This is a genomic window from Pseudomonas sp. GCEP-101 (genome assembly GCF_025133575.1).
Classification (GTDB): domain Bacteria; phylum Pseudomonadota; class Gammaproteobacteria; order Pseudomonadales; family Pseudomonadaceae; genus Pseudomonas; species Pseudomonas nitroreducens_B.
On the sequence record NZ_CP104011.1, the window covers coordinates 5,915,378 to 5,934,204 of the forward strand.

General features: G+C 68.3%; 17 protein-coding genes. 9 read left to right on the forward strand and 8 right to left on the reverse strand.

The features are described from left to right. Positions 1–90: 90 nt before the first annotated feature. Positions 91–1,515, reverse strand: coding sequence for a transglycosylase SLT domain-containing protein (locus N0B71_RS26675; protein WP_259756031.1), 1,425 nt, complete (start codon positions 1,513–1,515; stop codon positions 91–93). Between the two features lie 223 nt (positions 1,516–1,738). On the opposite strand from N0B71_RS26675, the gene N0B71_RS26680 reads away from it, so the two are divergent. From N0B71_RS26680 to N0B71_RS26700, 5 genes are all read left to right on the forward strand, one after another. Next, positions 1,739–2,539 carry a TatD family hydrolase gene (locus tag N0B71_RS26680; protein WP_259756032.1) on the forward strand — a complete coding sequence of 267 codons (801 nt, stop codon included), beginning with the start codon at positions 1,739–1,741 and terminating at the stop codon, positions 2,537–2,539. Positions 2,540–2,676: 137 nt separating this feature from the next. Further along, positions 2,677–4,155, forward strand: coding sequence for a methyl-accepting chemotaxis protein (locus N0B71_RS26685; RefSeq protein ID WP_259756033.1), 1,479 nt, complete (start codon positions 2,677–2,679; stop codon positions 4,153–4,155). A 114-nt stretch (positions 4,156–4,269) separates the two neighbouring features. Continuing rightward, a complete protein-coding gene (locus tag N0B71_RS26690) occupies positions 4,270–4,629 on the forward strand; it encodes an Mpo1-like protein (RefSeq protein WP_259756034.1) in 360 nt (119 codons plus the stop codon). Between the two features lie 175 nt (positions 4,630–4,804). Next, complete coding sequence (locus N0B71_RS26695; protein ID WP_259756035.1) at positions 4,805–5,209, forward strand: molybdopterin-dependent oxidoreductase; 405 nt, start codon at positions 4,805–4,807, stop codon at positions 5,207–5,209. Next, positions 5,209–6,786 carry a diguanylate cyclase gene (locus tag N0B71_RS26700; RefSeq protein WP_442964696.1) on the forward strand — a complete coding sequence of 526 codons (1,578 nt, stop codon included), beginning with the start codon at positions 5,209–5,211 and terminating at the stop codon, positions 6,784–6,786. The genes N0B71_RS26695 and N0B71_RS26700 overlap by 1 nt, the downstream gene beginning before the upstream one ends. Before the next feature lie 11 nt (positions 6,787–6,797). Here the strand turns inward: N0B71_RS26700 and N0B71_RS26705 are convergent, their stop codons facing one another. From N0B71_RS26705 to N0B71_RS26730, 6 genes are all read right to left on the reverse strand, one after another. Further along, positions 6,798–7,598: an acyl-CoA thioesterase gene (locus tag N0B71_RS26705; protein ID WP_259756037.1), complete on the reverse strand. Its 801-nt coding sequence runs from the start codon at positions 7,596–7,598 to the stop codon at positions 6,798–6,800. Positions 7,599–7,709: 111 nt separating this feature from the next. Then, on the reverse strand, positions 7,710–8,480 hold the full coding sequence (locus N0B71_RS26710) for a CHAD domain-containing protein (RefSeq protein ID WP_259756039.1): 771 nt from the start codon (positions 8,478–8,480) through the stop codon (positions 7,710–7,712). A gap of 69 nt (positions 8,481–8,549) precedes the next feature. Beyond that, positions 8,550–10,565, reverse strand: a complete 2,016-nt coding sequence (locus N0B71_RS26715) for a transglutaminase TgpA family protein (protein ID WP_259756040.1) — start codon at positions 10,563–10,565, stop codon at positions 8,550–8,552. After that, a complete protein-coding gene (locus N0B71_RS26720) occupies positions 10,562–11,515 on the reverse strand; it encodes a DUF58 domain-containing protein (protein ID WP_259756042.1) in 954 nt (317 codons plus the stop codon). The genes N0B71_RS26715 and N0B71_RS26720 overlap by 4 nt, the downstream gene beginning before the upstream one ends. A gap of 10 nt (positions 11,516–11,525) precedes the next feature. Next, complete coding sequence (locus N0B71_RS26725; RefSeq protein ID WP_259756043.1) at positions 11,526–12,443, reverse strand: AAA family ATPase; 918 nt, start codon at positions 12,441–12,443, stop codon at positions 11,526–11,528. Between the two features lie 99 nt (positions 12,444–12,542). Continuing rightward, positions 12,543–13,403, reverse strand: coding sequence for a LysR family transcriptional regulator (locus tag N0B71_RS26730; protein WP_259756045.1), 861 nt, complete (start codon positions 13,401–13,403; stop codon positions 12,543–12,545). A 119-nt stretch (positions 13,404–13,522) separates the two neighbouring features. Here N0B71_RS26730 and N0B71_RS26735 point away from each other — a divergent pair, with 119 nt between their 5' ends. Further along, positions 13,523–13,966 carry a multidrug/biocide efflux PACE transporter gene (locus N0B71_RS26735; RefSeq protein ID WP_259756048.1) on the forward strand — a complete coding sequence of 148 codons (444 nt, stop codon included), beginning with the start codon at positions 13,523–13,525 and terminating at the stop codon, positions 13,964–13,966. A 223-nt stretch (positions 13,967–14,189) separates the two neighbouring features. On the opposite strand, the gene pyrF is transcribed toward N0B71_RS26735, so the two are convergent. After that, complete coding sequence (pyrF, locus tag N0B71_RS26740; RefSeq protein ID WP_259756049.1) at positions 14,190–14,888, reverse strand: orotidine-5'-phosphate decarboxylase; 699 nt, start codon at positions 14,886–14,888, stop codon at positions 14,190–14,192. A gap of 314 nt (positions 14,889–15,202) precedes the next feature. On the opposite strand from pyrF, the gene eat reads away from it, so the two are divergent. Genes eat through eutC form a run of 3 tightly spaced genes read left to right on the forward strand, consistent with a single transcriptional unit; the run spans position 15,203 to position 18,787 of the window. Then, positions 15,203–16,567 carry an ethanolamine permease gene (gene eat / locus N0B71_RS26745; protein WP_259756051.1) on the forward strand — a complete coding sequence of 455 codons (1,365 nt, stop codon included), beginning with the start codon at positions 15,203–15,205 and terminating at the stop codon, positions 16,565–16,567. Between the two features lie 57 nt (positions 16,568–16,624). Next, the gene (locus N0B71_RS26750; protein ID WP_259756053.1) at positions 16,625–17,998 is read left to right on the forward strand and encodes an ethanolamine ammonia-lyase subunit EutB; all 1,374 of its coding nucleotides are present in this window, start codon (positions 16,625–16,627) and stop codon (positions 17,996–17,998) included. 12 nt (positions 17,999–18,010) lie between these two features. Further along, positions 18,011–18,787, forward strand: coding sequence for an ethanolamine ammonia-lyase subunit EutC (gene eutC, locus N0B71_RS26755; protein WP_259756056.1), 777 nt, complete (start codon positions 18,011–18,013; stop codon positions 18,785–18,787). Positions 18,788–18,827 lie beyond the last annotated feature (40 nt).

Here is an 18,827-nt window from a genome sequence, read left to right on the forward strand (position 1 = left end):
ATGACAACCGTGGTTGCTTGGCGACCAATATATCCAGTTTTTCCGATATCAAAAGCGCAAAATCGCGCTAATAACTATCGAACAAACCGATTACTTCTTGATTGCCGCCACGCTCTCACGTGGCTCCAGGCCATCACGTTCCCGCTGATATGCAAGATAGTACTTGTTGACGCTGCTGACGTAGTTCACCACGCCCATACCCAGTTGTTCGGCGGCCACGCGCTCGACCTGGAAGAACCACTGGTTGGGGTTCAGGCCCTGGCGCTTGGCCTCGGCGCGCAGGCTTTGCACCCGCTCGGGACCGGCGTTGTAGGCAGCAAGAACGAAGGCCATGCGGTCCCGTTCGTTGATGCGCGGGCTGGAGAAGAAGCGCTTGCGCAGCATCGCCATGTAGCGGCTGGCGGCCTGCACGTTGTTCTCCTTCTGGTGCACGGTGTTCACGCCCACGGCGCGCGCCGCCGCCGGGGTGATCTGCATCAGCCCGGTGGCGCCGCCGGCGCCGCGCGCGCCGGCATCGAGGTTGGATTCCTTGAAGGCTACGGCGGCCAGCGCCAGCCAATCGACCTTGCTCTGCTCGGCGTAACGCTGCAGCGTCGGGCGCACGGCTTCCAGGCGCTTGCGATCCGGCACCACCAGCGGATTGCGCACCTGGTAGGCGCGGCGGTAGAGGCGCTGGAACGCCACGTCCTGGTCCGCCGGCGCACGGTAATCCTTGAGGAAGCGGTTGACGCTGGCCTGCAGCATCGGTGCATCGCGGCGCACGTACCAGGTCATCGGCTCGCTGTTGTCCAGCACCAGGTGGCGGTCGACGCGCAGCTTGGTGAAGACCTTGGCCCAGCGCTCGGCGATGGGCTGCTCGACCACGGTGTAGTTGAAGATGCCGGCCTGGACCATCTCCAGCACATCCTCCACGGCCAGCGAGGAATCGGTCCACTCCAGCACCAGCGGCGCCAGGCGCTTCTGCGCCAGGCGTTCGTTGACCTTGCGCACGGCCTCGCCGGCGGCGCTACCGGCCGGCAGGGTGATGGTGCGGCCGGCGAGTTGCTCCAGGCGCACGAACTTGCGGTTGCCCTGCTTGGTCACCAGCACCAGCGGCACGTCGGCCTTCCACGGCAGGCTGGGACTGACGTTCTGGCCATCGCGCGCCAGCAGGACCTCCCCGGGCGCAACCAGATCGCCTTCGCCGCGCTGCAGCGCGCCGAGCAATTGATCCTTGGCCTTGGGAATGAATTTGACGGTGAGCGGCTTGCGCCCCGGTGCGCTGTCGTTGAGGTACTGCTCGAAGGCACGCAGCCGGCGGTACTCGACACCGATGGGTTCGCCCTTGATTTCGCCGGAGCTGTTGCGGCTCTGGTTGACCAGCACCCGCAAGGTGCCGCCCGAACGGATGGCGGCCAGGTCGCGGGCGCCACTGCTTTCCTGCTCCCAGTTTTCCGGCTGGGCGGTCAGGCGCGCAGCCGCCGGCAGTGGCGTCAAGGCCACGAGGCACAGCAGTAGCAGCAACAGTCGGGTCATCCAGCTCTCCAGGGGTCGCACTCGGCGGCGGGCCGATTAGAGTGCGGTTTCAGCCGGGGGTTCCCGACCGCCAAGGGCGCGCAAGACTCTCACAGGAGGGACTCAATACCAACCCGAAACTTCCGATAGATCTTCGGAATGCTCCACAACCTGTTGTTTTTCAAGAATTTTCGCTCAAAAAGCGGTATTTGCTATGCTCCGCTTCCGAACAAAAGGAAGAAAAATGCAACTGATCGACATCGGCGTCAACCTCACCCACCCAAGCTTTGCTTCGGAACGTGAAGCGGTCCTCGCACGGGCAATCGAGGCTGGCGTGACGCAGATGGTGCTCACCGGCACCCGCCTCGACGACAGCGAACAGGCCCTGGAACTGTGCCGGCAACTGGACGACGAACAACGTCTCTACTGCACCGCCGGCGTCCATCCGCACGAGGCCAGCCACTGGGACAGCGGCAGCGCGAAGGTGCTGCGTGGCCTGCTGGCCGAGGAGCGGGTAAAAGCCGTGGGCGAGTGCGGGCTGGACTTCAACCGCGACTTTTCGCCGCGCCCGCAGCAGGAGAAGGCATTCGAAGAACAGCTGGGCCTGGCGGTGGAGCTGCAGTTGCCGGTGTTCATCCACGAACGCGACGCGGGCGAGCGCCTGCTGGCGATCCTCAAGGAGTTCCGCGACCGACTCCCCGCCGCGGTGGTGCACTGCTTCACCGGCGAGCGCCGCACACTCTATTCCTACCTCGACCTGGACCTGCACATCGGCATCACCGGCTGGATCTGCGACGAGCGCCGCGGCACTCACCTGCACGAACTGGTGCGGGAAATCCCCCAGGGCCGGCTGATGCTGGAAAGCGACGCGCCCTACCTGCTGCCCCGGACGCTGCGCCCCAAACCCAAGAATGGCCGCAACCAGCCCGCCTATCTGCCCGAAGTGCTGGCCTGCGTGGCCCAGCACCGCGGCGAGAGCGCCGAGCAGGTGGCCCACCACACCACCGCCTGCGCACGACGGTTCTTTGACCTGCCAGAAATTTGAACCAGCTCTCAAGATCGCCCTTCCGCCGCCGATACGTCCGGAAGCGGAAGGTGGGTTGATTCCCATCAATGGCCACCTTCATCCTTTTCACGAGAATAATGGCGCCTTGCCACTGTTCGACCGACAAGAAGAGAGTTATGGCCGCCTGGATCCGCGATATTTCCCTCAAGTACAAGTTCTGGGCCGTCAACGCGGTCGCTTTCGTCACCACGCTGCTGCTGGTGCTGTTCGCCATGCACCAGGAGCTCGATGGCCGCAACCAGCAGGCGCGTCAGGGTGCCGAAGCCCAGGCGCAGTGGCTCAAGAGCTGGCCGGCCGGCTCGGCGCTGCCGGCTTCGCCTAATCTCGTCGGCTTCGCCAGCGGTAGCGCGCCGCAGATCGCCGGTATCGACGGCTCCGCCCTCGCCCGCGCCAGCGGCTGGGTCGACCTGCAGGGTGCGCAATCCCGCGCCGGCACACTCGCCGGCGCCTATGTGCAGGACCTCGGCAATGGCCAGCGCGTCGCCGTGCTCGCCCCCGGTGCCGATTTCTGGACGGTGTTCGAAGACCGCGCCCTGCCCTTCGCCGGCGCCGTGCTGGTACTGATGCTGGCGCTGCTGGCCGCCTCGCAACTGCTGATCCGCTTCATCCTCACCCACCTGCTGACCCTGCGCGACGTCATGCTGCACGTGGAAAAGAGCGGCGACCTGGCCGCCCGCGTGCCGCTGGAAAGCCGCGACGAAGTCGGCCAGATGGCAACCGCGTTCAACGCCATGCAGGCCGGCTACCAGCGCGTGGTCGGCACCGTCGCCCAGGCCGCCGGCCGCCTCGACGAAGGCGCGCGCAGCCTCGCCAACAGCATGGGCCAGGTGCGTCAGGGCATGCTCGGCCAGCAGAGCGAGACCGACCAGGCCGCCACCGCCATCAACGAGATGTCCACCACGGTCCATCACATCGCCCAGCACGCCGCGGATACCCGCGACCAGTCGCAGGAAGCCGACCGCCTCGCCGGCAACGGCCAGCAGGTCGTCAGCCGCGTCGGCCAGTCCATCGCCGGGCTGTCCCAGGGCGTGCAGCAGACCGCCGAGATGATCCAGCAGCTGGCCCAGGACAGCCAGAAGATCAGCAGCGTGGTCAGCGTGATCCACGGCATCGCCGAACAGACCAACCTGCTCGCCCTCAACGCCGCCATCGAAGCGGCCCGTGCCGGCGAGATGGGCCGCGGCTTCGCGGTGGTCGCCGACGAAGTGCGCAACCTCGCCAAGCGCGTACAGGACTCCACCGACGAGATCACCCAGATGATCAACGCCCTGCAGTCGGGCACCCGCGATGCCGTGGAGTTCATGCAGGAAAGCTCGATCAAGGCCGACGGTTGCGTCGAAGAGGCCCGGGAAGCGGGCGAAGCCCTGGCGGCCATCGCCTCGGCGGTGGCGCTGATGCGCGAGAGCAATACGCAGATTGCCGTGGCCGCCGAACAGCAGAGCCAGGTCGCCGAGGAAATGACCCGCTCGGTGGTGGGCATCCGCGACGTCACCGAGCACACCGTGCAGCAGACCGTCGATTCGGCCGGCACCAGCCATCAGCTGGCAGACCTCGCCGGCGAGCTCAGCCGCGCCATCCGCCAGCTGCGCCTGTAATACCTATCGCCCGCATAGCCTGCGCCCATTGGCGCGGGCCTTGCGGCAGCACCTAGACTGCTGACATCCCGCCCGCCTGCGCTCAGGCGGGCTTCTCAGTCTCGGAGCTTCGCCATGGGCAAACGTCACCCCAACCTCCTCGCCTGGCAGTGGCAGGGCTACGCCGCCAACCACCGCAATCCCACCAACCTCGCGCTGCACATCATCGCCGTGCCGCTGTTCATCCTCGGCGCCCTGACGCTGCTCAGCGGGCTGTTCGGCCTGAGCCTGTCGGCGATCCTGCTGGGGGTGATCGGCATGGTGGCCTCGCTGGCCATCCAGGGCCGCGGCCATAAACTCGAAGCGCAGGCCCCCGAGCCCTTCGACGACCGCAAGGACGCCGTGGGGCGTCTGCTGGCCGAGCAGTTCGTCACCTTCCCGCGCTTCGTCTTGAGCGGCGCCTGGTGGCGCGCGTGGCGCCAACGCAAGGGCTGATCGCAGGCGCGGCATTTCGGCCATTCAAGTCGCAGGCGGGTTCGCCGATATAATCGTCGAGATTTCGTCACGAGCTGTTGAGATGTCGGCTTTTCGTCATTTTATTGGCATTTTTGCCTGCCTGTTTCTTGTCGCAACCGTGTACTCGGCCCCGGAACCGGCGGCCGAGCGCAGCGTGCTGACCGTTGCAGTGAAAGGCCAGCCACAGCTCGCGCGGCACTATCGCCTGCGCGACCTGGCCGCACTGCCGCAGACCGAACAGCGCTCCATGCTTCCCGACGAAACCCGTGTGTACCGCTGGCAGGGCGTGCGCCTGAGCACCCTGCTCGCCGGCCTGGAACGCGGACGCGCCCAGCACCTGCGGGTCGAGGCGCTGAACGACTATTCCGCGCTGATTCCGCTGAGCGACCTCGACGCCTTCGAGCCGATCCTTGCCTACCGCCGCGACGGCCACACCCTCGGCATCGCCGAACGTGGCCCGCTGTTCGTCATCTACCCGATGCTCGATCACCCGCCGCTGCGGACCCAGGTCTACTTCAACCGCACCGTCTGGCAGGTAAGCCGCATTACCCTGGAGTGATCGCCGTGCCCCCGCAGCCACCCAGACGGCGCCGTCGCCGCCTGACCGTCATCATCCTCAGCGGCCTGATCGTGGCGCTGACCGTCGGCGCCGGCGCCGCGCTGCGGATGGTGCACCAGCACGTCCGCCAGTTGGCCCATCCCGACGCCCACAGCGAGCTGTGGCAGGCCTACCAGCTGCGCGCCGAGCTGGAACGCTCGCTGGCGACCGCCCGGCAGGTGCTCGCCGGCCAACGCGACAGCGATGCCCTGGCGACACGCGTCGAGGTGCTCGCCAGCCTGCTGCCGCCGCTGCGCAGCACGCCGGTCTATCGCTACCTGGTGGTGCCGCGCCCGGAGGTGCAGGCAACGCTGGAGAAGATCCAGCGCCTGAGCGATGCCTGGCTCGTGCGCGCGCCCTGGGGCCAGCCGGAGGCCGCCAGGCGGCTGGCCGGCGAGATGCTGCGGGACCTGCCGCCGCTGCTGGAGCCGGCCCACGACGTGGTGGTGGCGACCAATATCGCCCTGACCAACTACATGGACGCCGAGCGCCAGGACCTGCAGCACGCCTTCAACCTGCTCGCCTGGGTCCTCTTCGGCCTGGGCCTGTGCAGCGTGCTGCTGGCCCTGCGGGTGATCGCCAACTCGCGGCGCAAACAGCTGCTGACCCAACGCCTGCACGACCTCAACCAGTCGCTGGAGCAACGCGTCGACCAGCGCACCCAGGAGCTGAGCGAGCGCAAGGCGCTGCTGCGCTACATCCTCGACACCAGCCCCAGCGACGTGGCGCTGCTCAGCGACGAGGATTCCCGCGCCCACTACGTCAGTCCCCGGCTGCTGCAGCGCACCGGCGTGCGCCCGGACGAGCCCTTCACCCTGCACCGGCTGTTCGACGACCCGGATGAGCAGGCGCGCTTCCGCCAGTCCCTCGCCGAGCATGGCCAGCTGGACAGCTGGGAAACCCGGCTGGCGGGCAACCCGTCGTACTGGGCGATCGTCTGGGCACGGAAGATGGAAGTGGACGGCCGCCCCGCCTCGCTCGTCTGGAGCTTCGACATCAACCAGCGCAAGGCCATGGAGCAGGAGCTGCGCCTGCTGGCCACCACCGACCCGCTGACCGGCCTGCAGAACCGCCACGCCTTCGTCAAACGTGGCGTCGCCCTGCTCAAGAGCGCCCAGCGCTACGAGCGCCAGTGCGCGGCGCTGATGCTCGACATCGACTTCTTCAAGCCGATCAACGACACCCACGGCCATGCCTTCGGCGACGCCGTGCTGCAAGCCGTGGCGAAGGAACTGACCCAGGGCTTGCGCGAAGTGGACCTGCTGGGCCGCCTGGGCGGCGAGGAGTTCGCCGCAATCCTGCCGGAAACCGACCTGCAGCAGGCCCTGCAGGTGGCCGAGCGGGTGCGCCACAATGTGCAGGCGCTGTCCTTCACCAGCGAAGACGGCAGCCGCGTGCGCCTGACCCTGAGCATCGGCGTGGCCGTTCGCCGCGACGGCGAGCTGCGCCTGGAAGACCTGCTCGCGCGCGCCGACCGTGCGCTGTACCGGGCCAAGGCGGGCGGGCGCAACCGCACGGAGACCGCGCCCGGCATCTGAGCCTGCGGCCGTTAACCGAAGATCGTCACCGTCTGCCGGCCGATGGCGAGCAACTGTCCGTCGGCCGACCAGGTCTGCGCAGCGATATGGCCATAGCCGTCGCGGGCGTGCTCGATGGTCGCCAGGTACTGGCACCAGCCGTTGGCCGGCAAGCGCGGCAGCGGCTGGACGAACTCCACGGTCCAGGTCAGCGAGCTGGAGGGCGCCGGCGTTTTCAGGTGCGGCAGGTTGGCCGGCGGCCAGGCGTCGATCAGCGCCAGCAGGTGGCTGACTTCCATTGGCTCATCGCCCACATCGTCACCGCGAAAGCGCATCCAGCCGCCCATCTCGCGCTCGCGGCTGGCGGAGAACGGCATGTGCCCGACCGCCCAGCGCATAGCGATGTTCTGCGTGAAGGCCGGCATCAGCTTGCGGATGTAGGGCAGTTCCTGGCAGTCCTCGACGGGCTTGAACGCCGGCGGCGGCAGGCCGTCCGCCTGCACGCTGGACTCGCGCGCCACGCCGAAGCTGCCCTGGGCCAGCACCACCACCTGGCCGTTCTGCACGGCGCGGCAGAACACCTGGCTGACCGACTTGCCCTCGCGCAGGACCTCGGCCTCGAAACTCACCGGCACCTCGACTTCGATGGGGCCGACGAAGGTGATCGCCAGCGAACGCACCGGGCGCCCGGCTTCGGCCACCGCCGCCATGGCCTCGTAGGCCAGCGCGGCCACCAGGCCGCCGAAGCTGGCGCGACCTTGCGCCCAGGTGGCGGGAATGACGATGGAGAGCGGCGCGGCGCGCACCGCCTTGAGCATTTCGCTGAAGGACATGGACGACTTCCCTGAGGCTACTGGGTAGAAAGTGCAGGCGGCGATCTTAAGGGCGCCAGCGCTGGCGGCAAACCATCCAAAGCCTTGTTCCCGCCGGTAAATGCCTTGCCATCAATGGCCGCTATGCAGCGCCTTCTGCAGGGCCTCCAGGCTCTCGTCGGCCAGCCGCTCGGCCAGGTCATGGCGGGCGTTCCAATGGGGCTGCAGCGGCATCAGGTCCAACTCGCGCTCGCTGCGGATCAGCCACTGCTCGTAGTCATGCCACTCGCCCAGGGCCGCCTGGGCGTCCTTCAGCGGCGCCAGCAGGCGCTGCGGCACGGCGGATTCCCGGGGATAGGCCTCCAGCGAATAGCGCACCCGCTTGATCAGCAGTCGCAGGCGATGGCGGTCGTGGGCCGGATCCTTCAGGGCCTCGCGCAGCTTCTGCCACTCCTTGGCCAGACGCTTTTCCACCTTGCCGTGCAGGCCCTTGAGCACACCGTGGCGCTCGGCGGTGCGCCACAGCTGCGGCCAGCCGTCCAGGCGCAGCATCAGGCGTTCCCATTGCGGGCTGGCGAGCAGCGTGGCGTAGCCGGAGATCAGCGCCGGCCGGCGCAGCGCCGCGGCGCGCTCGTAGCCTTCGGCTTCGAGCACCGGCAGCAGCACCTCCAGATCGCGCAGCGGGCCGCTGAGCCGGCCCATGTCGCCCAGGGCCTGTTCCAGCTCGTCGATGCCGGGCATCCCGCGCACCGGGTGCAGGAGGCTGCGCAGGCGGCGCACGGCAATGCGCAGGTCATGCAGCGCTTCGGGGTCGGACTCGGCCTTCAGGCGGGACGACGCGGAGAACAACGCGACCTCCTGCTCGATCAGATGGCTCACCAGGTAATCGCAGAAGGACGTCACGGCAGGCTCCACTCAGAGGGTGAACTATCAGGTTAGCCCCCACCCACGCACCGGCAAGGGGGCGCGATGTCACGTTCCGTTTCTGCGCGTGCGGCGCAAGCGCCACGGCAGCTCGCGGCGCAGACGCGCCAGGTGCGCGCGCAATTGCGCAGGCGAGGCGGCCGCGCCGCCATAGCGCTGGGCTTCGAACGCCTGGAGGAAATTGCCGATCGCCTGGGCATGGGCCGGCAGCACCTCGATCGCGCGCCGGCAGAAGTCCCGCGCCCCCTCCCCCGGCCGGCGCTGTATGCCCAGCGGTGCCAGCATGCGTTCGAAGCGCTCGAAGCTGCGCAGCTGCGCATCGGCGGAGCGTCGCCAGGGCTTGAACAGCAGCAGTGCCAGTGCGCCCAGCAGCAGTGCACCGCCACCCACCAGCAACGCGCCGATCCATTGCCGGTCCAGGCCGCCGAACCAGCGCTTGAGCATGTCGCCCTGCTGCTCGGCCTGGTAGCCCAGCACCCAGCGTTGCCAACCGTAGTTGATGTCGTCCCAGGCCATGCGCAGCTGGTTGAGCAAGGCGAACTGGCGGTAGCGCAGCGGCGAGAACGGGTCGGCTTCGAGGAAGCTGCCTTCGCGGCTCATGGCCGCTTCCAGCCCTTGCTCGATACGCTCGGGCGACACCGCGCCGGTGGGGTCGACCCGCGTCCAGCCCTGGCCGCGCTGCCAGTATTCCACCCACGCATGGGCGTCGAACTGGCGCACCGCCAGGTAATTGCCCGACGAGCTCGCCTCGCCGCCCTGGTAACCGGTCACCACCCGCGCCGGAATGCCGGCCGCGCGCAGGACGAAGGCCGTGGCGCCGGCGTAGTGCTCGCAGAAGCCGGCACGGGTGCCGAAGAGGAAACCGTCGATGCGCTCCTCGCCAACCGCTGGCGGCCGCAGCGTGTAGTGGAACGGTTGCTCGCGGAAGGTGCGCAGCATCGCCTGTACCAGTTCCGCCGGCTGCCGATAGCGCTCGCGCAATTGCTGCGCCCAGGCGCGGGCCTGCGGATTGCCGCCCTCGGGCAGGGCCAGGTTGATGCGTTGCGCGCGGGCGCCATCGTCGGGCTCGAGCAACGCTTCCGGCCAGGATGTCGCACGGTACAGCAGCCCCTGCCGCACCGGCTGGCGGCGCTCCAGGTGGAAGTCGCTCATCAGGCGCGCATCGTCCAGGCTGGTGCGCGCCACATCCAGGGCAAACAGCCATGGCCGGCCGTTGGGCTCCATGATCACCTGGTACTGCAGGGGCTGGCCCTGCGGCCGCCATTGCGGCAGGGCGTCGGCACGCTGGTAGGCGGTGCTCCAGCGCACGCCATCGAAGCGTTCCAGCGTCAATGCGCGCCAGTAGAGCTGCGCACGCGGCGGCGGGCTGCCGTCGAAACTCACGCGAAAGGCCAGCGCCGGCGACTGGCTCAGCTCCACCATATCGCCCGGCGCCATGCTGTCGCTCAGCCCGGTGGTGGATTGCTCGCCCGGCATCGGCAAGGACCACAGCGGGCCGATGCGCGGGAACATCAGAAACAGCAGCAGCATCAGCGGCAAGGCCTGCAGCAGCAGGCCGCCGGCCAGGCGCAAGGTGGCCATGGGGCGCGCGGCGAAGCTGCTCTGCTGCAGGCCGATGGCCGCCGCCAGCAGGGCCAGCACGGGGAGCAGGCTGAAGGCGGCGGCGACGATGTCGTCCTGGAACAGGTAACTGGTGGTCACCGCGAAGAAGCCCAACAGGATCAGCACCCACGCATCACGGCGGGTCTTGAGCTCCACCAGCTTGACCACGAACGCGGCGATCAGCAGCACCACGCCGGCGTCGAGGCCGATCAGCGAACCGCGGGAAAACCACACGCCCACCCCGGCCGCTGCCACCAGCGCCAGCTTGGCGACGCCGCTGGGGTAGTTGGCGCGCATGCGGAACACCTGGACGCGCCACGCCGCACACCCCAGCCAGAGGGCGACGATCCACACTGGCAAGTGCTCCAGGTGCGGAAGGATCACCACTCCCTGGGCCACCAGCAGCCAGGTCAGGGCCACCCGCGGAATCGGCTGGACGGCCGTGGCGCTGGCGCCGCTCATCGTTTCGTCCCGTGCAGCGCCAGGGCACGCAGGCAGGCATCGCGGTGGACGTCATCCACGCCCACCGCCAGTTGTGCATCGGGCAGGCGCAGGCCGAACGGCTGCTGGCGTAGCGACAGTTGCAGGACCCAGAAGCACAGCCGCGACAGCCGCCCCTCGGTGTCGCCGCCCAGGCTGTTGAAATCCAGCCAGACGTTGCGCCCGGCCAGCGCGGAGAAATCCTTCACCAGCAGGCCCTGGCCACGGGAATAGGCCTTCCAGTGCAGCCGCCGGCGCGAGTCCCCCGGCTGGTAGGGCCGCAGCCCCTGGTAATCATCGACGCCGCGCCCGCTGGGGCGCACGCCCTCCTCGTCGTGTTCGGCAGGCCCGCTTTCCAGTGGGAGGTCGGCGGGCTGCGGATGCGGGTAGACCAGCACCGACTGGTCCAGGTCCACCCAGCTCCAGGCCACCAGCAACCCCAGCGGGAAGCGGCTTTCCACCCGCAGGCGACCGGGGCGCAGCCAGCCGCGCCGATCCGCGGCCTGGGTGAGCAACAGCTCCTGGGCGTGATCGGCCGCCACGTCGGCAAACTGCAGGTGCTGGCTTTCCCAGCCCAGGCCGATGGCTTGTCGCGGGCGCCCTTCACCTTCCAGGCGCACACGGAACGCCGCCTGCTCGCCGACGAACACCGGCGCTGCGCCAAGCGCCGTCAGACGCAGGCCGCCGAGGTTACGGTAGGTGTGCAGGATGGCAACGATGAACAGCGACAGCAGCAGGAAGGTCAGGCCGTAGGCCAGGCTGTTCTGGTAGTTGATCGCGGTGAGCAGCATCAGCAGCAGGGCGACGCCGAAGGCCATGCCCTGCCGGCTGGGGATGATGAAGATGCGCCGCTGGTTGAGCTGCAGCGACGGCGACGGCGGAATGCGCCGGGCGATCCAGCTCTGCCACAACGGTCGGACCCTGACGAGCATGACAGCCCCCTCAGAGCGCCGGAACTTCGCGCAGCAACCACTGCACCAGCGCACCGCCGCCATGGCCGGCCGGGTCGGCCTGGTCGCGCAGGCGATGGCCGGCCACCGAGGGCAGCACGGCCTGCACGTCCTCCGGGATCACATAGTCGCGCCCGGCCAGCAGCGCCCACGCACGCGCCGCCGCCAGCAGCGCCAGGCTGCCGCGCGGCGAGAGGCCGAGGGCGAAGGCCGGCTGGGTCCGTGTGGCTTCCACCAGGCGCAGCACGTAATCCACCAGCGCGTCGCTGGCTCGAACCGCCAGCACCTCGCCCTGCAAGGCCTGCAACTCCTGCGGATCGAGCATCGGTTCCAGGCGCGGCAGCAGGTCGCGGCGCGCCTCGCCCAGCAGCAGCGCCTTCTCGGCGGCGCGGCCGGGGTAGCCCAGGGAAAGACGCATGAGGAAACGGTCGAGCTGGGATTCGGGCAGGGCGAAGGTGCCGCCCTGGGTCACCGGGTTCTGCGTGGCGATCACGAAGAACGGCTCGGGCAGCGGCCGGGTCGCGCCCTCGATGGTCACCTGCCCTTCCTCCATGGCTTCGAGCAGCGCGCTCTGGCTCTTGGGCGTGGCGCGGTTGATCTCGTCGGCCAGCACCAGCTCGGAGAAGATCGGCCCCGGATGGAAGACGAATTGCCCGGTGTCCTTGTCGAACACCGAGGTGCCCAGCACATCGCCGGGCAGCAGGTCGGAGGTGAACTGGATGCGCTGGAAGCTCAGGCCCAGCACCCGCGCCAGGGCATGGCTGAGGGTGGTCTTGCCCATGCCGGGCAGGTCTTCGATGAGCAGGTGCCCCCGCGCCAGGAGACAGGTGAGCGCCAGTCTTACCTGCACTTCCTTGCCGAGCAGGACCTGATCGACTGCCTTCAGACAATTCTCCAGCTTGGCGTGCATCCTGACCCTCTCTTCCCCGGAAAACTCCGATCCTACTGGTCCAGGACGGCGCATCAAAGGCTTCGACACATTTAGTCCGCAATCTGTGATCCACCGCGCCTAGCGCCCCAGCAGACGCTCCATCAGCCAGCTCGACGCCGGCCCCAGGCTGCGCCGCCGCGACCAGATCACGTCCACCGCCACCCGGCGCGGCCAGCCGGCGACTTTCAGCTCCTGCATACGCCCGCTGGCGAAGCGTCCTACCATCCAGCTGGGCAATTCGATCCAGCCGAAGCCCAGCACCGCCATGTCCAGCAACAGCAGGTAGTTCGGTGCGCTCCAGCACCGGCCGCCGAGCAGCGGCGCGGCGTCGTCCAGGTAGGTGTTCAGGCGCAGCGCGCGATAGGCCAGCAGGTCCTCGCGCTCCACCCGCGCGCGGCTGGCCAGCGGATGGTCGCGGCTGACGAACAGCCCGAACTCCGCCTGCTCGCTCAGGGTCGCCGAGCTGATGTCCGGCGGATAGTCCTTCTGCGCGGCGAGCAGCCCCAGGCTGGCGCGGCCCTGCACCACCAGGTCGAGCACGTCGCTGTCCTCGGCGATCAGCCATTCGAACTCCAGGTCCGGGTAGCGCGCATCGATCTCCGCCAGCCGCGCCTCGAATTCGGCGGACTGGTAGGTGTCCGACATCGCCAGGGTGACCCGTGACTCCAGACCGCCGACGAGCTGATGCGCCAGTTGGCCGAGGCGGTCGCTGGCCATCAGCACTTCCTCCACCCGCCCGAGCAGGGCGTGGCCGGCCTCGGTCAGCTGCGGCTGCCGGCTGCTGCGGTCGAAGAGGGTCAGGCCGAGGTCGATCTCCAGCCGGGCGATGGCTTCGCTGATGGTAGACTGGCTCTTGCCCAGCTTGCGCGCGGCAGCGCTGAACGAGCCGAGGCAGGCGGCCTCGGCGAAGGCCTGGAGGGACTCGGGGGAATAGTGCATGGCGGCGGCCAAATTATCGGTTAAGCCGATGGTATCCAACTTAGATCCAGCCGGTCGACCGATGATAATGGCGCCGGACCGACGGAGTCGGCCTGTATTCTTTCGTACTGGAGCACACCATGAGCCCGACTAAAACCCTGAAAGAACGGATGTTCCACGCCGTGCTTTTCGAACTGCTGGCGGTGGTCATCTGCGCACCGACACTGGCCTGGCTGATGGACAAACCCCTGGGCCACATGGGCGCGATGACCCTGATGTTCTCGGCCATCGCCACCGTGTGGAACATGCTGTTCAACGCCGCGTTCGACCGCGCGCAGCGGCGCAAGGGCTTCGCCCGCACCCTGCCGGTGCGGGTGCTGCACGCCTCGCTGTTCGAGCTGGGCCTGATCGTCCTGCTGGTGCCGCTGGCCGCCTGGTGGCTGTCGGTGAGCCTGCTGCAGGCCTTCATCCTCGACATCGGCCTGGTGCTGTTCTTCCTGCCGTACGCGCTGGTGTTCAACTGGGTGTACGACGTGGTGCGCGAGCGCTGGGTGGGTCAGGCGGCGATGGCCCAGGCGAACTGACCTCGCGTTCGGACGCTGATGCTCGATGTAGGGCGCATAACGCCTCCAGCGCCATGCGTCCGACACCTATAGGAGCGAGCTTGCTCGCGAACCGCCCAGCTCCCCCGGCTGCCGGGAAACGCGTTCGCGAGCAAGCTCGCACCTACGAAAAGCAAAAAGCAAAAAAGCCCGCAGCGATGCGGGCTTTTTCGTTTCCGGCGTCATCTCAGTGCAGAGAAAGCACTCAGGCCAGGCTGGCGGCAATCTCCGCCAGGGCCTTGGCCGGGTCAGCGGCCTGGCTGATCGGGCGGCCGATCACCAGGTAGTCGGAGCCGTTGTCCAGCGCCTGGCGCGGGGTAAGGATGCGGCGCTGGTCGTCCTGTGCGCTACCGGCCGGACGGATGCCAGGGGTGACCAGTTGCAGCGCCGGGTGCGCGGCTTTCAGCGCCGGCGCTTCCTGGGCGGAACACACCAGGCCGTCCATGCCGGCCTTTTGCGCCAGGGCCGCCAGGCGCAGCACCTGCTCCTGGGGCTCGACATCCAGGCCGATGCCGGCCAGGTCCTCGCGCTCCATGCTGGTCAGCACGGTGACGCCGATCAGCAGCGGCTTCGGGCCGTTGAAGGCTTCGAGGGTTTCACGGCAGGCGCTCATCATGCGCAGGCCGCCGGAGCAGTGCACGTTGACCATCCACACGCCCATCTCGGCGGCGGCGCGCACGGCCATCGCGGTGGTGTTGGGAATGTCGTGGAATTTCAGGTCGAGGAAGACTTCGAAGCCGCGGCCGTTCAGGGTTTCGACGATCCCGGCGGCGCAGCTGGTGAACAGCTCCTTGCCCACCTTCACCCGGCACAGCTTCGGGTCCAACTGGTCGGCCAGCGCCAGCGCGGCTTCGCGGGTGGGGAAATCCAGGGCGACGATGATCGGGGTCTGGCAGGCGGACATGGTCTCTCTCGCGGGTATCGAAAAAATCGGCGCGCATTGTCGCAGAAACGCGCCGACTTCCGTAGCCCGCCCGGCAGGATTGCTGCGCCAGCGACTCGCGGCCGGCATCGCCACACGCGTCGCGGTGGCGCACCCGAACGGGACGTGCGCCGGTGCCTCGCACCGCTTCGAAGCAGGCGAACCGGTGGCGAATGTTCACGAAACGACGCGAACGGGCGGTTTGCGACCGGGTTCCGGCGACTGGCACGGCCACTGCACGAACCCTCGGGTCGTGTCTTTCATCCTCTTTCGGGCATTCTCTCTGGAGACGTCGCATGAGCACGCAACTCAAACCCACCCTGGGCACCCTGCACCTGTGGGGCATCGCCGTGGGGCTGGTGATTTCCGGTGAATATTTCGGCTGGAGCTATGGCTGGGGCGTCGCCGGCACCCTGGGCTTCCTGGTCACCACCCTGCTGGTGGCGACCATGTACACCTGCTTCATCTTCAGCTTCACCGAGCTGACCACCGCCATCCCCCACGCCGGTGGGCCCTTCGCCTACAGCCGTCGCGCCTTTGGCGAGAAAGGCGGGCTGGTGGCCGGGCTGGCCACGCTGATCGAGTTCGTCTTCGCCCCGCCGGCCATCGCCATGGCCATCGGCGCCTACCTCAACGTGCAGTTCCCCTCGCTGGATCCGAAGCACGCGGCGGTTGGCGCGTACCTGATCTTCATGACCCTGAACATCCTGGGCGTCAGCATCGCCGCCACCTTCGAGCTGATCGTCACCGTCCTCGCGGTGGCCGAGCTGCTGGTGTTCATGGGCGTGGTGGCACCGGGCTTCAGCTTCAGCAACTTCGTGATCAATGGCTGGGCCGGCTCGGACAGCTTCGGGGGCGCGGCCATCGGCGGGATCTTCGCGGCGATTCCCTTCGCCATCTGGTTCTTCCTCGCCATCGAGGGCGCGGCCATGGCCGCCGAGGAAGCCAAGGACCCGAAACGCACCATTCCCAAGGCCTACGTCAGCGGCATCCTCACCCTGGTGGTGCTGGCCCTGGGGGTGATGCTGTTCGCCGGCGGCGCGGGCGACTGGAAGGCCCTGTCCGGGATCAACGACCCGCTGCCCCAGGCCATGAAGATGGTGGTGGGCGAGAACTCCGGCTGGCTGCACATGCTGGTGTGGATCGGCCTGTTCGGCCTGGTGGCCAGCTTCCACGGCATCATCCTGGGCTACTCGCGGCAGTTCTTCGCCCTGGCGCGTGCCGGCTACCTGCCCCGCGGCCTGGCCAAGCTGTCGCGCTTCCAGACGCCGCACCGGGCGATCATCGCCGGCGGCCTGGTGGGCATCGCGGCGATCTACAGCGACGGGCTGATCGCCCTGCAGGGCATGAGCCTGACCGCCGCGATGATCACCATGAGCGTGTTCGGCGCCATCGTCATGTACATCATGAGCATGCTCAGCCTGTTCAAGCTGCGCCGCAGCGAACCCGATCTCGAGCGCAGCTTCCGCGCGCCGGGCTTCCCGGTGGTGCCGGGCATCGCCCTGGCGCTGGCCATGGTGTGCCTGGCGGCGATGGTCTGGTTCAACCTGCAGATCGCCGGGATCTTCCTGGGCTTCATGGCTGCCGGCTTCCTCTACTTCCAGCTCACCGCCGCCCATCGCGCCAGCGCCCCGGCGGACGCTATGCTGACGGGAGCCTGACAGCCACCCACTGCGTGCAGGCTTGCGCGGCCGGCACGCAGCCACCGGGACCTTCGCATGCCCTACCAGACCACCGTCGGTAGCCAGACCTACCGCTTCGCCGACCTCAAGACCCTGCTCGCCAAGGCCAGCCCGGCGCGCTCGGGCGATGCCCTGGCGGGGCTCGCCGCCGACAGCTACGAGGAGCGCATGGCGGCGAAGATCGCCCTCGCCGACGTGCCGCTCAAACGCTTCCTCGACGAGGCGCTGATCCCCTACGAGGCCGACGAAGTCACCCGGCTGATCATCGACCGCCACGACGCCGCCGCCTTCGCGCCGATCAGCCACCTCACCGTCGGCGACTTCCGCGACTGGCTGCTGCTGGACAGCACCGACAGCGCCACGCTGTCGGCCGCCGCCTGGGGCATCACTCCGGAAATGGCCGCCGCGGTGAGCAAGCTGATGCGCAACCAGGACCTGATCCTGGCAGCGAAGAAGTGCCGCGTCGTCACGCGCTTTCGCAACACCATCGGCCTGCCCGGCCACCTCTCGGTGCGCCTGCAACCCAACCACCCCACCGACGACGTGCGCGGCATCGCCGCCAGCATGCTCGACGGCCTGCTCTACGGCGCGGGAGATGCGGTGGTCGGCATCAACCCGGCAAGCGACTCGCAGGCCACGCTGGTGCAGTTGTGGCGGATGATGGACGAGCTGCGCCAGCGCTTCGACATTCCCCTGCAGAGTTGCGTGCTCACCCACGTCACCTCGCAGATCCAGGCCATCGAGGCGGGTGCGCCGATCGACCTGGTGTTCCAGTCCATCGCCGGCACGCAGAAGGCCAACGAGAGCTTCGGCATCGACCTCGCCCTGCTGCGCGAGGCCCACGAGGCGGCGCTGTCGCTGGGGCGCGGCACGCTGGGCGACAACGTCATGTACTTCGAGACGGGCCAGGGCAGCGCGCTTTCCGCCGGCGGCCACCACGGCGTCGACCAGCAGACCTGCGAGGCCCGCGCCTACGCCGTGGCCCGCGAATTCCGCCCGCTGCTGACCAACACCGTGGTCGGCTTCATCGGCCCGGAATACCTTTACGACGGCAAGCAGATCATCCGCGCCGGGCTGGAGGACCATTTCTGCGCCAAGCTGCTGGGCGTGCCCATGGGCTGCGACGTGTGCTACACCAACCATGCCGAGGCCGACCAGGACGACATGGACAACCTGCTGACCCTGCTGGGTGCGGCGGGTATCACCTTCATCATGGGCATCCCCGGCGCCGACGACATTATGCTCAATTACCAGAGCACCTCCTTCCACGACGCGCTCTACCTGCGCAGCACCCTGGGCCTCAAGCGCGCCCCGGAGTTCGACGCGTGGCTGGCGAAGATGGCGATCACCGAGGCGTCCGGCCAGTTGCGCGCGATCAGCCGCGGCCACGACCTGCTGCGGGCATTCTGAGGAGTGGCACGCATGGACCTGATCCAGAACGACCCGTGGGAGGAACTGCGCGCGCACACCAGCGCACGTATCGCGCTGGGCCGCGTCGGCTCCAGCCTGCCGACCCGCGAGGTGCTGAAGTTCGGCATGGCCCACGCCCAGGCCCGCGACGCCGTGCACCACCCGCTGGACTTCGCGGCGCTGCAGCAGGCACTGGCCGATGCGGGCTTTCGCGTACTGCGCGCCCGCAGCGAGGCGCCGGACCGCCAGACCTACCTGCTGCGCCCGGACCTGGGCCGCGCGTTGCACCCGGACAGCCAATGGCAACTCAAGGGCGAGCAGGTGGCCGCGGAGCTGGTCATCGTGATCGCCGACGGTCTCTCCTCCTTCGCCGTGCAGCAACACGCGCTGCCGCTGCTGAGCGCGCTGCGCGAACGCTTCGCCACGGACTGGGAAAACACCCCGGTGGTGCTCGCCGAACAGGGGCGCGTGGCCATCGGCGACGGCATCGGCGAGGCGCTGGGGGCGAAACTCGCGCTGGTGCTGATCGGCGAACGTCCCGGCCTCAGCTCGCCGGACAGCCTCGGCCTGTACCTCACCTGGCAACCGCGCGTGGGACGCATGGACAGCGAGCGCAACTGCATCTCCAACGTGCGCCCGGAGGGCTTGCCCTACGCGCTGGCGGCACACAAGCTCGCCCATCTGCTGCAACAGGCCCTGCGCCTGCGGGTGAGCGGCGTCCGGCTGAAGGACGACAGCGACTTGCCCGATGTGATCGATCTGAACCGGCGCGCGCCTGACAAGGTCTGAATCACGGCGTATCGTGATGTTTTTCTGCCACTTGTCGGAG

Excerpts from the sequence above, each read along its gene's own strand:
- N0B71_RS26675 (WP_259756031.1), bottom strand. The coding sequence starts at position 1,515 with ATGACCCGACTGTTGCTGCTACTGCTGTGCCTCGTGGCCTTGACGCCA.
- N0B71_RS26680 (WP_259756032.1), top strand. The coding sequence starts at position 1,739 with ATGCAACTGATCGACATCGGCGTCAACCTCACCCACCCAAGCTTTGCT.
- N0B71_RS26685 (WP_259756033.1), top strand. The coding sequence starts at position 2,677 with ATGGCCGCCTGGATCCGCGATATTTCCCTCAAGTACAAGTTCTGGGCC.
- N0B71_RS26690 (WP_259756034.1), top strand. The coding sequence starts at position 4,270 with ATGGGCAAACGTCACCCCAACCTCCTCGCCTGGCAGTGGCAGGGCTAC.
- N0B71_RS26705 (WP_259756037.1), bottom strand. The coding sequence starts at position 7,598 with ATGTCCTTCAGCGAAATGCTCAAGGCGGTGCGCGCCGCGCCGCTCTCC.
- N0B71_RS26715 (WP_259756040.1), bottom strand. The coding sequence starts at position 10,565 with ATGAGCGGCGCCAGCGCCACGGCCGTCCAGCCGATTCCGCGGGTGGCC.
- N0B71_RS26720 (WP_259756042.1), bottom strand. The coding sequence starts at position 11,515 with ATGCTCGTCAGGGTCCGACCGTTGTGGCAGAGCTGGATCGCCCGGCGC.
- N0B71_RS26725 (WP_259756043.1), bottom strand. The coding sequence starts at position 12,443 with ATGCACGCCAAGCTGGAGAATTGTCTGAAGGCAGTCGATCAGGTCCTG.
- N0B71_RS26730 (WP_259756045.1), bottom strand. The coding sequence starts at position 13,403 with ATGCACTATTCCCCCGAGTCCCTCCAGGCCTTCGCCGAGGCCGCCTGC.
- N0B71_RS26735 (WP_259756048.1), top strand. The coding sequence starts at position 13,523 with ATGAGCCCGACTAAAACCCTGAAAGAACGGATGTTCCACGCCGTGCTT.
- pyrF (WP_259756049.1), bottom strand. The coding sequence starts at position 14,888 with ATGTCCGCCTGCCAGACCCCGATCATCGTCGCCCTGGATTTCCCCACC.
- eat (WP_259756051.1), top strand. The coding sequence starts at position 15,203 with ATGAGCACGCAACTCAAACCCACCCTGGGCACCCTGCACCTGTGGGGC.
- N0B71_RS26750 (WP_259756053.1), top strand. The coding sequence starts at position 16,625 with ATGCCCTACCAGACCACCGTCGGTAGCCAGACCTACCGCTTCGCCGAC.
- eutC (WP_259756056.1), top strand. The coding sequence starts at position 18,011 with ATGGACCTGATCCAGAACGACCCGTGGGAGGAACTGCGCGCGCACACC.